Source organism: Anaerotignum faecicola, from assembly GCF_003865035.1.
GTDB lineage: Bacteria > Bacillota > Clostridia > Lachnospirales > Anaerotignaceae > Anaerotignum_A > Anaerotignum_A faecicola.
The window spans coordinates 1,047,352-1,062,853 of record NZ_BHVZ01000001.1 but is presented as its reverse complement, the minus strand read 5'-3'; the positions used below and the strand labels follow the sequence as shown (position 1 = coordinate 1,062,853).

The window sequence follows — 15,502 nt, the reverse complement described above, 5'->3', positions numbered from 1 at the left end:
TTTATATTTATAAAAAACAGGTGAAGCAATATGTATATCACGGAGATCTTCCTACAGGGATTCCGCAATCTTTCACAACTGCATATCGAGCCTTCTGAGGGAATCAATGTGATTTACGGCAGCAATGCACAGGGAAAAACGAATTTTCTGGAATCGCTGTATTTCTGCGCGATGGGGCGCTCCATGCGCGGCAAAAGCGATCAGCAGCTGATTGCCTTTGATGCACAGGAAAGCCATATCCGCCTTCTGGTGCAGACGCAGAATCGCAGGGATAAAATTGATGTGCATTTAAAGCAGAATGAAAAAAAGGGCATTGCCGTCAATGGTCTGCCCGTCAAGCGTCTGGGAGAGCTGTTCGGCACGCTTTATGCCGTTATTTTTTCTCCGGAGGATTTATCTCTGGTAAAGGATGCTCCGACGGAGCGCCGCCGCTTTCTGGATATGGAGCTTTGCCAGCTGAGCAGGGTCTATTATTACGATTTGCAGCAGTATTATCGGATTCTGAAGCAGCGGAATAATCTGCTCAAGGAAATACAAAAAAAGCCATCCTTGCAGGAAACGCTTTTTGTCTGGGACGGACAGATGGTGGAATACGGCGAGCGCATTATTGCCGCCAGAAGGCGTTTTTTGGTGCGTCTGGATGAAATTGCGGCGGAAAAGCTTGCGCGGTTGACAGGCGGCAGAGACAGCCTGCAAACGCTTTATAAACCAAACTGCGAGGATGGCTCGTTTGCCGAGCGGCTGCACCGCAATCTGGAGCGCGATATTCTTTTTGGGGCAACCCAGAGTGGCCCGCATAAGGATGACATCAGCTTTCTGGTGAACGGCAGGGAGGCGAAGGTCTACGGCTCTCAGGGGCAGCAGCGGACAACCGCCCTTGCGGCGCGTCTGGCAGAGATTGACCTGATTCGGGAGGAAACGGGAGAATTACCCGTTCTGCTTCTGGATGATGTGTTTTCGGAGCTGGATGAAAGCCGCCAGAAATACCTTCTGGAAAGCATTGACGGTCTGCAGGCGTTTGTGACCTGCACAGGGATTGAGGATTCTGTCCGAAAATATATCAGCAGGGATAATTTATTTTATGTCGAAAACGGAACTATCATACCGCAAAAGGAAAACAGGCACTGAGAAAAACATGTCTCAATGCCTGTTTTTTGTTTTTTTGATACGCATTATAACAGAAAAAGGGATGGCATAACAGGAAAAAAACAGCAGTCTGAAAATTTTTCCGGCAGAGCGGCTATAATAAAGTAGGAATTTTGAAAAAAATAGTATAAAAATACACGCAAAACATTGAAAAATCAATGAAAAAATGCTATAATTCCACTATGTTATTTTGAGGCGGAATTGATGGAAAGAGAAAGTCTATTTTTGTTCTTTCTTTTTTTCTTGCCCAAAAAATTATGCGAAAAAATGAATCGAAAGAGAGGGATTTGATGTCTTCTGAATATAATGCAAATCAAATTCAGGTTCTGGAAGGGCTGGAGGCGGTGCGAAAGCGCCCCGGTATGTATATCGGCTCCACCAGCGCAAAGGGTCTGCATCATTTGGTTTATGAAATTGTAGATAACTCCGTGGATGAAGCGCTTGCAGGGTTCTGTAACGAGATTACCGTAAAAATCCACCCCGATAATTCCATTTCCGTTATGGATAACGGGCGCGGTATTCCCGTTGATATCAATGACCAGAAGGGCATGAGCGCGCTGCAGATGGTATTTACGATTTTGCATGCAGGCGGTAAATTCGGCGGCGGCGGATATAAGGTTTCCGGCGGTCTGCACGGCGTTGGTGCGTCTGTTGTAAATGCGTTGTCCGAATGGCTTGTGGTGCAGGTGCATCGGGATGGGAAAATTCATGAGCAGAAATATACCCGTGGGGATGTTGCAGAGCCGCTGACCGTTGTGGGCGAAACCGAGATTACAGGGACGTATGTGCATTTTCTGCCGGATGATACGATTTTTGAGGAAACCGTTTTTGATTATGATGTGCTGAAGCAGCGGTTCCGCGAAACGGCTTTTCTGACAAAGGGGCTGAAAATCAACCTTGCCGATTTGCGCGAGGGCATGGAGCAGGAACATTCCTTCCACTATGAGGGCGGCATCAAGGAATTCGTACATTTTCTGAATCATAGCCGTCAGCCGTTGTATGATACGATTTTCTATGCTTCCGGCAAGAAGGATGGCGTTCTGGTTGAGGTTGCATTCCAGCATAATGACGGCTATACGGAAAGCATTTTCACCTTCGTGAATAATATCAATACCCCTGATGGCGGCACGCATCTGGTGGGCTTTAAATCGGGGCTGACAAAGACACTGAACGATTATGGCAAGAAGGCAGGCATCATAAAGGATGCAGATAAAAAGCTTTCTGGCGAGGATGTCAGAGAGGGCATCACCGCCGTTGTCAGCATTAAGGTAGAGGACCCGCAGTTTGAAGGGCAGACGAAGGCAAAGCTTGGCACAAGCGAAGCGAAGGGCGCGGTGGAAAGCGTTCTGAGCGAATATCTGACCTATTTTCTGGAGGAAAACCCGAACATCGGCAAAACCATCATCGAAAAGGGCATGATGGCCTCCAGAGCCAGAGACGCTGCCAGAAAGGCAAGAGAGCTGGTGCGCCGCAAAACGGGTCTGGAAAATACGCGTATGCCCGGTAAGCTGACAGACTGCACGAGCCGCGACCCCTATGAATGTGAAATTTATATCGTCGAAGGGAACTCCGCAGGCGGCTCTGCCATTAAGGCGAGAGATCCCAGAACACAGGCGGTTCTGCCCCTGCGCGGCAAGATTCTGAACGTGGAAAAGGCAAGACTGGACAGAATTCTCAATTCCGAGGAAATCCGCAATATGATTACTGCCTTTGGTACGGGGATTTCCGATGATTTTGATATGTCTAAGCTGCGGTATCATAAAATCGTTATCATGACCGATGCCGACGTAGACGGCGCACACATCAGAACCCTGCTGCTGACATTCTTCTATCGCTATATGCCGCAGCTCATCGAGGGCGGTAAGGTATATGTGGCACAGCCGCCGCTGTATCGCGTGGAGAAGAATAAACAGCATTATTATGTGTATGACGATATGCAGCTTGAGGCGCTGTATCAGGAAATCGGCAGAACAGGCATTAAGGACGTACAGCGGTATAAGGGTCTGGGGGAAATGGACTTCGACCAGCTGAGAGATACGACAATGGCGGTGGAGCATAGAATTCTGAAATTGGTGACGATTGATGATGCAGTGCTTGCGGATCAGGTTTTCAGTATGCTGATGGGGGATGAGGTAGAACCCAGAAAGATTTTCATTGAGGAAAATGCGCAGTATGCTGAGATGGATTTTTAACGGGTGACGTAAGGGGAAACTTTCTTTTCTTGGTGAAAGTTTCCCCTGCGATACAAAATGTATCGCACCCCTTCAAAGAACCGCCTGTGGGCAAGTTTTTTATGGGGCGTTGCCCCAAACCCCACCAAGGGGGTTACCCCCTTGGAACCCGATTTGCCTGCGGCGTGATAAATCAGAATTAAATCTTATATTTCTGAAAGAAATGTAAGATTTGTATAAAGTTTAGGTCAAGCCTTTTCAAAGGCTTGCGGAGGGTGAGGCAGAGCCTCACGGTCTTAAGAGGTGAACGTATGAGTGACGAAAATAAAGAGATAGACAAGGTCATAACCATAGACATCAATAAAGAGATGCAGAAATGCTACATCGACTATGCGATGAGCGTTATTGTTGCCCGTGCATTACCCGATGTGCGTGACGGCTTAAAGCCTGTACAGCGGCGTATCCTGTACTCTATGAATGAAATGAATTTGGACCCGAACAAGGGCTATCGTAAATCCGCGCGTATTGTCGGGGATACCATGGGTAAATATCACCCTCATGGTGACAGCTCCATTTATCAGGCAATGGTGCGTATGGCACAGAATTTCTCCATGCGTTATATGCTGGTAGACGGACACGGGAACTTCGGCTCTATTGACGGCTATGGCGCAGCTGCCAGCCGTTATACCGAGGCGCGCATGTCCAAGATTACGGCGGAAATGCTGGCGGATATCGAGAAGGATACCGTTGATTTTGTGCCGAACTATGACGAAAACGAGAAAGAACCCACAGTCCTGCCTGCGCGTATTCCAAACCTGTTGGTAAACGGCTCAAGCGGTATCGCGGTTGGTATGGCGACGAATATTCCGCCGCATAACCTCGGCGAAGTCATTGACGGCGTAGTCTGCATGATTGAGAATAAAATCGAGGGCAGAGAAACCGATGTGGAAGAATTGATGCAATACATCAAAGGGCCCGATTTCCCCACAGGCGCAAATATCCTTGGGAAAAGCGGGATTCGTGCGGCGTACCGCACCGGGCGCGGCAAGATTATTGTGCGCTCCACAGCGGAGATTGAAACGCATAACGGCAGAGAACGTATTGTCATCACTGAAATTCCGTATATGGTCAATAAGCTGCGTCTGCTGGAAAAAATCGGCGAGCTGGCGAAGGAAAAGCGTGTGGAGGGCATCAGCGATCTGAACGATGCCTCTGCCGGCGATGATATCAAGATTATCATTGATATCAAGAAGGACTATAACGCAAATGTCATTCTGAACCAGCTGTATAAATATACATCCTTGCAGGAATCCTTCGGTGCAAATATGCTTGCACTGGTGGATGGCAAGCCTGTTGTTTTGAATTTGCAGCAGATGCTTGCGGAATATCTGAAGCATCAGGAAAATGTTGTTACCAGAAGAACACGCTTTGATCTGGATAAGGCGGAAAAAAGAGCGCATATTCTGGAGGGTCTGCGGATTGCGATTGACAACATTGATGAGGTGATTCGCATCATCCGCACAAGTTATGATAATGCAAAGGAACGACTGATGGAACGCTTCAGCCTGTCTGATTTGCAGGCACAGGCGATTCTGGAAATGCAGCTGCGCCGTTTGCAGGGTCTGGAAAAGGAAAAAATCGATGCGGAATATGCAGAGCTGCAAAAGAAGATTGCATATTACAAGACCATTCTGGCGGATGAAAAGCTGCTGCTTGGTGTAATCAAGGATGAAATTACGGCGATTAAGGAGAAATATGCCGATGAACGCCGTACAAAGCTGATGCAGAATCCCGGCGAAATTGATGTTGAGGATTTGATTGAGGAGGAAACCTGCGTATTTACGCTGTCGAATCTGAATTATGTAAAGCGTACCCCTTTGGATACCTATAAGAGCCAGAACCGCGGCGGCAGAGGGATTATCGGGATGCAGACAAGGGAGGAGGATTTTGTAAAAGACCTGTTCCTTGCATCCACACATGATACCCTGCTGTTCTTTACCAGCCGCGGTAAGGTGTATCGCATGAAGGGCTATGAAATTCCCGAAGCCGGCAGAACGGCAAGAGGGGTTGCCATCGTGAACCTTCTGGAGATTGATGCGGATGAAAAAATCATGGCGGTGATTCCTGCAAATGAATTCCGCGAGGATCAGTATCTTGTGATGGTGACAAAGCAAGGCTTAATCAAGAAAACAGATATGACCAGCTTTGCAAATATCCGCAAGAGCGGTCTGATTGCGCTGAATCTGCGCGAGGAGGATGACCTGATTTCCGTAATGACAACAGACGGCAGGGATGAAATTTTCGTGGCAACACGCAGCGGTATGGGCATTAAGTTTTCCGAGGAGGATGTGCGTCCCATGGGCAGAACCGCAACAGGGGTAAAGGCGATTACACTGAAGGAGGACGATTATGTTGTTTCCGCAGTGAAGATTGACCCCGAAGGGCAGCTTCTGAATGTAACCGAAAACGGCTACGGCAAGCGCACCACAACGGATAAATTTAATTTGCAGCACCGCGGCGGCAAGGGCTTGAAGGTTCATCAGCTGACGGAAAAAACAGGACAGCTGACCGGCGTGCTGATGGTCGGCGAAAATGATGAGCTGATGCTGATTACCTCCGAAGGGGTTATCATCCGCCTGCGCGGCAGAGAAATTTCCAGCTACAACAGGGATTCGCAGGGCGTGAAGCTGATGAATCTGGATGACGGCGTGAGCGTGGTCGGCATTGCGAAGATTTCTGAGGAGGATATTGAGGAGGAAGCCGAAGAAACAGCCGCAGAAGCAGAGAAAACAGAAGTAGAATAAGCAAAAAAACAAAGGGATATCGGTGAAGTATGCCGATATCCTTTTTTACGAACAGAAGAAACGGCAGAAAAAGGAGGAAAGCCCATGCGGCGGCGGATTTATGAAATGATTGAAAAGGGAGAGCAGGAGGACAAAATCAGCCTGTATTATGACCGATTTATGATTTTCTGCATTATTGCAAGCGTACTGCCTCTTTGTGTGAAAAACAGCACAAATCCCGTATTTTATCGGATTGACCGCATAACGGTGTTTATTTTCATCATAGATTATCTGCTCAGATGGGGCACAGCGGATTTTAAGCTGAAGGGGGAAAAGCCCTTTTTGCGTTATCCGTTTACGTTTTTTGCTGTGGTTGATCTGATTGCGATTCTTTCCTCTCTGACACCGCTGTATTCGACGCTGAAGGCGGTGCGTATCCTGCGTCTGCCGAAGTGCATGAAGCCCTTAAAGATTCTGCGCTATTCTAAGGGATTTCATCTGATGATGCAGGTGATTCATAAGGAAAAGGATAACCTTTTCACGATAGGGCTTCTGGCAGTTGGGTATATCCTTCTGTCGGCGTTGATATTGTTTCAGGTTGAGCCGGATACCTTCGCAAGCTTTCTGGATGCGGTCTATTGGGCGACCATCACGCTGACAACGGTCGGCTATGGGGATATTTGCCCTGCGACGAGCATCGGCAAAATCATTGCCATTGTGACCTCTTTTGTGGGAATTGCGGTGTTCGCTCTGCCGACAGGCATTATTACGGCAGGCTATCTGGCGGAGCTGAAACCAAAGCATAAACGATAACGGGAATCCGAAGGGATGTGAATAAAAAATGGAACAGACAGCATTGACCTACCTTTGCCCCGACTGCATGGCGTATCTGCGCTATGATGGGAAGGAGCAGAAATGGGTCTGCGATTACTGCGGCGGCAAATTTACCAGAGAGGAGCTGGAGCAGAGAGGGGCCGAGACGAAGCAGGATGATTATGAAGTCAAGCCCAGAGCCGAGGCTGCGGAAAATACGGCGGAGATTTCCTATCATTATGAGGAAAATATTACTGAGACGGACGAAGATCTGAGCCATCTGCGCGCGTATCACTGCCCCTCCTGCGGCGGCGAGATTGTGACGGATGATGTAACGGCGGCAACCTTCTGCGTTTTCTGCGGCAACCCGACGATTCTGCCGACACAGCTGGAGGGGGAATACCGCCCCTCTGCGATTCTGCCGTTTGAGACGGATAAGGAGGACGCAAGAAAGGCGTTTTTGCAGCTTTGCAAGGGAAAAAGGCTGCTTCCGAAGGGCTATACCTCTGAGCAGCGGTTGGAAAAGATTACGGGCGTATATGTGCCGTTCTGGCTCTTTGACTGCAAAGCGGATTTTGATTACCATGCGACGGGCGAAAATGTCATCACATGGTCGGATACGCGTTTTATTTATACGAAAACGGATTTGTATCACATTCATCGCGCGGGAACGATGGAATTTGAAAATATTCCTCTGGATGCTTCGGAAAAAATGCAGGATGACCTGATGGATGCGTTGGAACCGTTTCATCTGGAAAAGAAAAAACAATTTGACATGAGCTATCTGAGCGGCTTTCTGGCGGAAAAATATACATACGAGCCGAAGGATTTGTATGACCGCATGACAAAACGCATTACCCCCGGCGTGGAGCATAAGGCGGCGGAGGGCGGCAAAAGCTATCAGCGTGTTTACGGCGTGAAATGTCATACGGATTTTTCCTCTAAGCAGCAAAGCTATATGCTCCTGCCCGTTTGGATGCTGATGAGCAAATATGATGGGAAGGAATATCTCTTTGCGATGAACGGACAGACAGGGAAAATCGTCGGGGAGCTGCCTGTCAGCAACAGCCGGAGCGCGAAATGGTTTGTGATTATTTTCTGCATTTCCTTTGTGATTGTTATGATTGTGCTTGCTCTGCTGGCGATGGGAGGTGTGCTGTGATGAAGAAAAAAGGATTTGTGCTTTTGATGATGGTGTTTCTCCTGCTTTCCGTTCTGCCTGCTTCTGCGGCGGAGCAGAGGGTATTTGACAATGCTGACCTGCTGACGGCGGAGGAGGAGCAGAATTTGCAGCAGTTCTGTGAGGATGCGAAGGAGGAATATGATATTGATTTTGCATACCTCACCACGAAGGATACCGAAGGCTTATCAACAAGGGAATACGGCGCACAATTTTATATAGAACAGAATCTGGGCGTTGGGGAGGATTACAGCGGCGCAATTTTCGTTCTGGATATGGGCGAGCGAGAAGGGCAGCTTGTGACCTGCGGCGAAGCAATGGAAATGATTACGGATGCGGATGCAGATGCCATCTGGGACGAAATCAGCGGCTATTTTTCCAATGGAGATTATTATGGCGGCATGGAGCAGCTTTGGTGGGACGTGGATTCCCTTTGTGCGGATTATCAGACCTACGGCGCAGAAGGCAGACCAAAATCGGATGCGTTTTTCTCGGAAAGTCCTGTTTCGAGTGGTGGCGGCATTGCGATGATTATTCTGCTTGCGGCAGCTTTTTCTGCAGTGATTGCCGGCGTTTCGGTTATGAGCATGCGTAAGGCTTGTAAAAATGTGCATCCCTTTACGGACGGCAGAGCGTATCTGAAGGAAAACGGCTGTTACCTGCGGACGAATCAGGATACCTTTGCAAATACGCATACGACTATGGTGCCGATTCCGCGGGAGGATGACAACAATCACCACCATACAGGCGGCTTCAGCGGCGGCGGCTCCTTTTCCGGCGGCGGCAGAAGCTTCGGCGGGGGCGGCGGAAAGTTTTAAACCCAAACGATTTGACATTATGTATACGAAATGCTACAATGTCTTTTAAGTGATAAAATTGAGAATTGAGGTGTTGGGTATGTTTTTATTTCCCGTTGATGGTATATTAGAGGTTGTTTTGTCCTATGGGCAGATGATTTCTCTGTTTCTGGTCTTTGTGATTTTTGAGGGCATGATTGCCGCAAAATCCGAAACGGCAAAGCCGGGGCTGGTGTTTATTTTTCTGGTATTCCTGCTGGCGGTCTTTGTCGGCGTTATGTTCCACGATATCAGCTTCTTCGTCTTTATGCTGATTCCTGTTGCGATGTGCCTGATTGCGTTTTTCATTGCCAGAAAGACAAGAGAAAAAAATATTGCGAAGGGCATAAAATATAACAAGGACGGACTGATTGAGGAAGAACTTAAAAAAATGGAAAAGAATTGAAATTTTTGTATAATAAGCCTTGGCTAATGAATACCAAGGCTTTTTTTATTGCAGAAAGGGAAGGAAGTCCTCTTTTTATCAGACAACAGGAAAAAATACAAATAGAAGGCTTTGTTTTTCGTGTAAACACAGTGCTTTGCAAAGACAGGGATATTAGGAATTTTTTTGAAAACATAAGAGATATTTATAAAAAAATATGAAAAATTTCTTGTCATGCAAGTATATTTATGATACCATGAGGTATGTATAAAAATACAAAACACAAATGAGAAAGGGGAGGCGCATCCTGAATGGAAGAAAGAGACTATTTAGCAGAAAATGCCGCATATCTGAAAAAAGATTTGGGAAAAAATAATATCTCCCAGAATTTATTTCAGCGTTTTAAGGAGCTGATTACAAACGGACAGCTGCCGGCAGGCTATATGATGCCGAATGAAAATGTGGTGAGCGAGCAGCTTGGCATCGGCAGAAGTACGCTGCGCGAGGCATATACGGCACTGGCGGTGTTTGGCTTTATTCGCCGTTCGAAGGCAGGCACGTTTGTAAATGAAATTGATAATATCGTAAATATTGCGCCTTTCAGCATTACGGTTGAAAATTCTGACCTGAATGACCTGCTGGAATTTCGCTATATGCTAGAGGGAGAAACGGCGAGCTATGCCGCGAAGCGCGCAACGAAGGATGACATTGCCCAGCTGGAGTATTATTATGAAAAAATGAAGGAATTTCGCCATGACGTGAATCAGTTCGTGGATTATGACTCTATGTTTCACATGCAGGTGGCGGTGGCAACGCATAATAAGCTCTTGATGAGCACGATGCTTGCATCGAAGGATTCCTTTGAAAACGGGATTCGTCTGGCAATGCGTGAATCGCTGACGCAGAACCCCAGAGTCATTGATGTGACGATTGAGCTGCATGGAAAGATTATCGAAGCGATTAAGGGCGGAGATTATCAGACGGCGTATACTGCCATGCGGGAGCATATTTCTTATGTGAACCTGACGGTGAAGTATGGTTGATGGAAAAAGACCCGAAAAGGGTCTTTTTTTGTGGAATAGCGGCTGGTTGGGCGCGGTCGCGTCAAGGAAGTTTCTTTGACAACATTAGAAGTTCGCCCGTTTGGAACTTTTTCGGCGAAACAGAGGCGTTCTCCCTTACTTTTTATGCTAAAAAGTAACAAAAACTTGGAACCCGTTTCGCAATGGGTTCCAAACCTCCGCAACCGAGGAAAGGGCAACACGGTTTCCCTTTCCAAACCCTTCCCTTCAAGCCCCTTCGGGCAGTATAAAGTGCCTTTCCGGCATGGCTTGCTGTCATATCCTTCCGGTAGGCTGTTTTGAATTTTTCTGAAAGCTTTCATTCTGTTGCACAAAAGTTTGCAGGCACACCTGCGCCGCTTTTCGCCCTAAAACCCTTGTTTTTCCCCTTTTTTCATGCTATAGTAAATAGAAGTATGTCCCTTTTTTACAGGGTTTTTGGAGGTATCAATTTATGGATTTTAAAATAGAAATTGCAAAACTTTTGGCGGCGGCAGCGGAAATTTCCGTTGAGGATGCGGCGGCGGCAGTGGAAATTCCTGCCAAAAAGGAAATGGGCGATTTTGCGTATCCCTGTTTTCGTTTGGCGAAGGTATTCCGCAAGGCACCCCCGATGATTGCTGCGGAGTTAATCGAAAAAATCGAAAAGCCTGCGTTTATCGCAAGGATGCAGGTGGTCGGTGCATATATCAACTTTTTTGTGGACAAGAGTGTATACGCGGAGCAGGTGCTTTCTGCCGTTCTGGAGCAGAAGGAAAGCTATGGCAAGAGCGATATGGGTGCAGGCAAAACCGTTGTGATCGACTATTCCTCTCCCAATATTGCAAAGCCCTTCCATGTTGGGCATCTGCGTTCTACCGTAATCGGCAACGCGATTTATAAAATTCACGAGGAGCTGGGCTACCATTGCGAGGGCATCAACCATCTGGGGGACTGGGGGACACAGTTCGGCAAGCTGATTGTTGCGTATAAAAAATGGGGCAGCAAGGAAGCAGTAGAGAAGGACGGGATTCAGGAGCTGATGCGGATTTATGTAAAGTTCCATGATGAAGCAGAAAAGCATCCCGAGCTGAAAATGGACGATGAAGCGCGCCTGTGGTTTGTAAAAATGCAGGAGGGCGATGAAGAAGCATTGACGCTGTGGAAATGGTTCTATGATATTTCTATCAAGGAATTCGAGCGTGTATATGAAATGCTTGGTGTGAAATTTGATGCGTACACAGGAGAGTCCTTCTATAATGACAAGATGGATGCGGTTGTGCAGGAATTAAAGGACAAAAACCTGCTCAAGGAATCCGAAGGCGCGATGATTGTGGATTTAGAGGATAAAAATATGCCTCCCTGCCTGATTATCCGTAAGGATGGCGGCACGCTTTATGCAACCAGAGATATTACTGCGGCGCTTTACCGCAAGAAAACCTACAATTTTGACAAGTGCATTTATCTGACTGCGCTTGACCAAAACCTGCATTTCGCACAGTGGTTTGAGGTCATTCATAAAATGGGCTATGATTGGTACAAGGATTTGATTCATGTGCCTTTCGGTCTGGTTTCTCTGGATAGTGGGAAGCTTTCTACCCGTCATGGGCATGTTGTGCTGATGGAGGATTTGTTAAATCAGGCGTGCGCGGAAACAAAGCGTATTATTGAGGAAAAGAATCCCAATCTGGAAAATAAAGAGGAAATCGCGAAGCAAGTCGGCATTGGCGCGGTCATTTTCAATGACCTGTATAACACAAGAATCAAGGATGTTGTGTTCAGCTGGGAAAGGATGTTAAATTTCGATGGTGAAACAGGCCCCTATGTGCAGTATACGCATGCGCGTGCCTGCTCCATTCTGAAGCGTGCAGGTGAAACGGATTTCAGTGATATCCATTTTGAGGCACTTTCTGACGAGGCATCTTTGGATGTCTGCAAGCTGCTGGAGGCATTCCCTGATAAAATTAAGGATGCGGCGGCAAAGCTGGAGCCCTCTGTTGTTACCAGACATTTGGTTGCGATTGCACAGGCGTTCAATAAATTTTATCACGATAACCCGATTCTCAGCAGTGAACCTGAGGTAAGACAGGCGCGTCTGGCGGTTGTTTTCTCTGTAAAAACAGTGCTGAAAAAGGGTCTGGCACTCTTAGGTATCGAAGCACCCGAACAAATGTGATGTGCTATAAAAGCGTTTTCAATCTTCTGAAACAAAAACTGCTTGCAGGATTTTGTTTTCAGAGATTATAAAACCTAACCAAGGGGCTTTTAATCATCTTAAAATAGAAATTCTCTTTATAAAGGAAGGTATTTGTATGAAAAAGTTGAAATTATTTTATAATCCCTTTTCGGGGAATAAAAGCTTTAAATTTGACTTAGATGTTTGTATTGGTATCTTTCAGGAGGGCGGCTATGAGGTGCATCCCTTCCGCACGCTCCATCCCGGAGACATTGACACGCATATTGCCACAATGGACCCGAATTATGATATTATTGTTGCCTCCGGTGGTGACGGTACAGTGAATATTGTGCTGAATGCTATGATGCGCCGTGGTCTGCATATTCCTTTGGGTATCATTCCTTCCGGCACGGCAAATGATTTTGCGACCTACCTTGGCTTCAAAAGCGGCGAGGTGGAGGATGTTTGCAGAACGATTGTTTCTACAAAGCCGGTGGATATTGATTTGGGTTTGGTGAATGATTCCATTTTCTTTATCAATGTCTGCGCAGGCGGCTTTTTCACAAATGTTTCACAGATTGTGGATAAGGATGTGAAAAACGCACTTGGCAGCCTTTCCTATTATTTAAAGGGCGTGGAGCAGCTGCCGCAGTTCAGAAAGGTGCCGTTTCGCATTACGACAAGCGAAGATGTCATAAAGGAGGATTTGTATTTCTATATGATTATGAATTCAGCAGGGACGGGTGGTTTTACGAACCTTTCCCCCGAAGCATCCATTACGGATGGGAAGTTTGAATTTATTGCTATCAAAGGAAAGCCTCTGATTGAAATGACACCTGTTTTGATGAAAATGCTGACTGGGGAACATATTCATGATAAGAATGTGTTGTATCTCAGAGATCATTATTTTAAGATTGAGTGCTTAGATCCCGATTTCAAAATTATGGAATCTACGGTTGATGGGGAGCTGGGGCCGGATATGCCGTTTGAAATTAAGGTGATTCCGAAGGCAATCCCTGTTTTTGGGAAATTTGAAAAGGAACCGAAGGAGAATATTATCATGTCTCTTTTGAAAAGCCCTGCAAAGCCTGCAAAACTATAATTGTTTCACGTGAAACATAGCGCACGACAAACAAAAGCCATTTTATTTCACAAAATAGAGTGGCTTTTTCTATTTTTACATAAATTTCTGATGTTTCACGTGAAACATCGTGTTTTTGCATTGCTTTTTCATATTGATTATACTATTATATAAAAAGAAGAAAAAACGAGAAGGAAAAACGAGAAGGAAAGGCGGGAATTTATGAGCAAAGTTAGAGTCATTGCAGTGACGAACCAGAAGGGCGGCGTGGGAAAGACCACCACAGCCATCAATCTTTCCGCCTGCCTTGCCGCAGAGGGAAAGCGTGTGCTTGCCGTTGATGCAGATCAACAGGGAAATACCACCAGCGGACTTGGTCTGGATAAAAATGATGTCCCTCTGACGATTTATGATGTGTTTTTGGGCGAAGCCACGATTACAGAGGTGAAGCAGCCGACCTGTATGGATGGCTTGGAGGTGATTCCTGCAAATATCAATTTGACAGGAGCAGAGATTGAGCTGATTGGCAACGACCGCAGGGAATATATTTTGCAGGAGGCGTTGGCAGAGGTAAAGGACGCATACGATTTTATTATCATCGACTGTCCGCCTTCCTTAAATATGATTACCGTGAATGCACTTGTGGCGGCAAATACGGTTTTAGTTCCCATTCAGTGCGAATATTTTGCGTTGGAAGGTCTGGAGCAGCTGCTGCATACGGTGAATCTGGTGAAAAAACGTTTGAATCCAGAACTGGAAATTGAGGGAATTGTTTTCACCATGTATGACGCAAGAACAAACCTCTCCTTGCAGGTTGTGGAGGAGGTCAAGCGTTCTTTGGGGCAGAGTGTTTATCGCACAATTATCCCCAGAAATGTGCGCCTTGGGGAATCTCCGAGCCATGGTCTGCCTATCAATCTCTATGACCCGAAATCCAAGGGCGCAGAGGCTTACGCATTGCTGGCAGAGGAAGTCATGGAAAAGGAGTGGAATTGATATGGCAGAAAAGAAAAGAGGTCTTGGTGCAAAAGGTCTTGGAATCAACGCCCTCATCAATACAGAAGTACAGGATCTGAAAACAGCAAAATCGAATGAAGCGGTGACGGAGCTGGATTTGGATTTAATCGAACCCAACCGCAAGCAGCCGAGAAAATATTTTGATGAAATCGCTTTGGAGGAGCTGGCGGCATCCCTGAAGGCCTATGGCATGATTCAGCCCATTGTTGTGAAGAAAAATGGGGAATACTATGAAATCATTGCAGGGGAACGCCGTTGGCGTGCCGCAAAAATCGCCGGAATGGAAAAGGTGCCTGTTGTGCTGAAGGCATGGGAAGGCAGTGAAGCCTTTGAAGCCGCACTGGTGGAAAATCTCCAACGTGAGGACTTAAATCCCATTGAAGAAGCCGAAAGCTATCAGCGTTTGCAGGAGGAATTTCAGCTCAGTCAGGAAAAAATTGCAGAAAAGGTCGGGAAAAGCCGTTCCGCGATTACAAATTCCCTGCGCTTGTTGCAGTTGGATGCCCGTGTGCGTAATTTTGTGACGGAAAATAAGCTGACAGGCGGACATGCCCGTTCGCTTCTGCCTGTATCCGATGGGGACGCACAGTTTGAATTGGCAGAGCATATCATCGAGGAAGGGCTGAGTGTGCGCGCAGTTGAGGCTCTGGTCAAGGCATATCTGGCGAAGGAAGATGCACCCGCGCCTGCGGAAAAAGCCGAAAAAGCGGATGAAACCGCCTATCGTGCGATAGAGGAGGATTTGAAATCTCTGTTTGCCACAAAGGTAAATCTGAAGCCTATCGGTAAGCGGAAAAAGGGTAAAATAGAAATAGAATATTATTCTGAGGAAGATTTGGAACGCCTTTTGGTGCTCCTGAAACGATAAGGAATG

The 15,502-nt window shown here is 46.7% G+C and carries 12 protein-coding genes; all 12 read left to right on the top strand.

Annotation, left to right across the window (positions count from 1 at the left end; genetic code table 11):
* Window positions 1–30 precede the first annotated feature (30 nt).
* A complete protein-coding gene (recF, locus tag EJE48_RS05170) occupies window positions 31–1,128 on the top strand; it encodes a DNA replication/repair protein RecF (RefSeq protein WP_124984350.1) in 1,098 nt (365 codons plus the stop codon).
* Window positions 1,129–1,436: 308 nt separating this feature from the next.
* Entirely contained in the window at window positions 1,437–3,338 is a 1,902-nt protein-coding gene (gyrB, locus tag EJE48_RS05165; protein ID WP_016407228.1) for a DNA topoisomerase (ATP-hydrolyzing) subunit B, read from the top strand.
* 290 nt (window positions 3,339–3,628) lie between these two features.
* Window positions 3,629–6,121 (top strand): DNA gyrase subunit A, encoded by a 2,493-nt coding sequence (gyrA, locus tag EJE48_RS05160; RefSeq protein WP_016407229.1) that lies wholly within the window; start codon window positions 3,629–3,631, stop codon window positions 6,119–6,121.
* 84 nt (window positions 6,122–6,205) lie between these two features.
* A complete protein-coding gene (locus EJE48_RS05155) occupies window positions 6,206–6,913 on the top strand; it encodes an ion transporter (protein WP_016407230.1) in 708 nt (235 codons plus the stop codon).
* 28 nt (window positions 6,914–6,941) lie between these two features.
* Window positions 6,942–8,075, top strand: coding sequence for a hypothetical protein (locus tag EJE48_RS05150; RefSeq protein ID WP_118581472.1), 1,134 nt, complete (start codon window positions 6,942–6,944; stop codon window positions 8,073–8,075).
* Entirely contained in the window at window positions 8,075–8,911 is an 837-nt protein-coding gene (locus EJE48_RS05145) for a TPM domain-containing protein (RefSeq protein WP_160117319.1), read from the top strand. Before EJE48_RS05150 ends, EJE48_RS05145 begins: the two co-directional genes overlap by 1 nt.
* 79 nt (window positions 8,912–8,990) lie before the next feature.
* Complete coding sequence (locus EJE48_RS05140; protein ID WP_148095971.1) at window positions 8,991–9,335, top strand: hypothetical protein; 345 nt, start codon at window positions 8,991–8,993, stop codon at window positions 9,333–9,335.
* A 290-nt stretch (window positions 9,336–9,625) separates the two neighbouring features.
* Window positions 9,626–10,357, top strand: a complete 732-nt coding sequence (locus EJE48_RS05135; protein ID WP_124984347.1) for a FadR/GntR family transcriptional regulator — start codon at window positions 9,626–9,628, stop codon at window positions 10,355–10,357.
* A gap of 472 nt (window positions 10,358–10,829) precedes the next feature.
* Window positions 10,830–12,530, top strand: coding sequence for an arginine--tRNA ligase (gene argS, locus EJE48_RS05130; RefSeq protein WP_124984346.1), 1,701 nt, complete (start codon window positions 10,830–10,832; stop codon window positions 12,528–12,530).
* Window positions 12,531–12,666: 136 nt separating this feature from the next.
* A complete protein-coding gene (locus tag EJE48_RS05125; RefSeq protein ID WP_118581457.1) occupies window positions 12,667–13,632 on the top strand; it encodes a YegS/Rv2252/BmrU family lipid kinase in 966 nt (321 codons plus the stop codon).
* A gap of 201 nt (window positions 13,633–13,833) precedes the next feature.
* Entirely contained in the window at window positions 13,834–14,607 is a 774-nt protein-coding gene (locus tag EJE48_RS05120; protein WP_118581455.1) for a ParA family protein, read from the top strand.
* A gap of 1 nt (window position 14,608) precedes the next feature.
* A complete protein-coding gene (locus EJE48_RS05115; protein WP_118581453.1) occupies window positions 14,609–15,496 on the top strand; it encodes a ParB/RepB/Spo0J family partition protein in 888 nt (295 codons plus the stop codon).
* Window positions 15,497–15,502 lie beyond the last annotated feature (6 nt).

Excerpts from the sequence above, each read along its gene's own strand:
- recF (WP_124984350.1), top strand. The coding sequence starts at position 31 with ATGTATATCACGGAGATCTTCCTACAGGGATTCCGCAATCTTTCACAA.
- gyrB (WP_016407228.1), top strand. The coding sequence starts at position 1,437 with ATGTCTTCTGAATATAATGCAAATCAAATTCAGGTTCTGGAAGGGCTG.
- gyrA (WP_016407229.1), top strand. The coding sequence starts at position 3,629 with ATGAGTGACGAAAATAAAGAGATAGACAAGGTCATAACCATAGACATC.
- EJE48_RS05155 (WP_016407230.1), top strand. The coding sequence starts at position 6,206 with ATGCGGCGGCGGATTTATGAAATGATTGAAAAGGGAGAGCAGGAGGAC.
- EJE48_RS05150 (WP_118581472.1), top strand. The coding sequence starts at position 6,942 with ATGGAACAGACAGCATTGACCTACCTTTGCCCCGACTGCATGGCGTAT.
- EJE48_RS05145 (WP_160117319.1), top strand. The coding sequence starts at position 8,075 with ATGAAGAAAAAAGGATTTGTGCTTTTGATGATGGTGTTTCTCCTGCTT.
- EJE48_RS05140 (WP_148095971.1), top strand. The coding sequence starts at position 8,991 with ATGTTTTTATTTCCCGTTGATGGTATATTAGAGGTTGTTTTGTCCTAT.
- EJE48_RS05135 (WP_124984347.1), top strand. The coding sequence starts at position 9,626 with ATGGAAGAAAGAGACTATTTAGCAGAAAATGCCGCATATCTGAAAAAA.
- argS (WP_124984346.1), top strand. The coding sequence starts at position 10,830 with ATGGATTTTAAAATAGAAATTGCAAAACTTTTGGCGGCGGCAGCGGAA.
- EJE48_RS05125 (WP_118581457.1), top strand. The coding sequence starts at position 12,667 with ATGAAAAAGTTGAAATTATTTTATAATCCCTTTTCGGGGAATAAAAGC.
- EJE48_RS05120 (WP_118581455.1), top strand. The coding sequence starts at position 13,834 with ATGAGCAAAGTTAGAGTCATTGCAGTGACGAACCAGAAGGGCGGCGTG.
- EJE48_RS05115 (WP_118581453.1), top strand. The coding sequence starts at position 14,609 with ATGGCAGAAAAGAAAAGAGGTCTTGGTGCAAAAGGTCTTGGAATCAAC.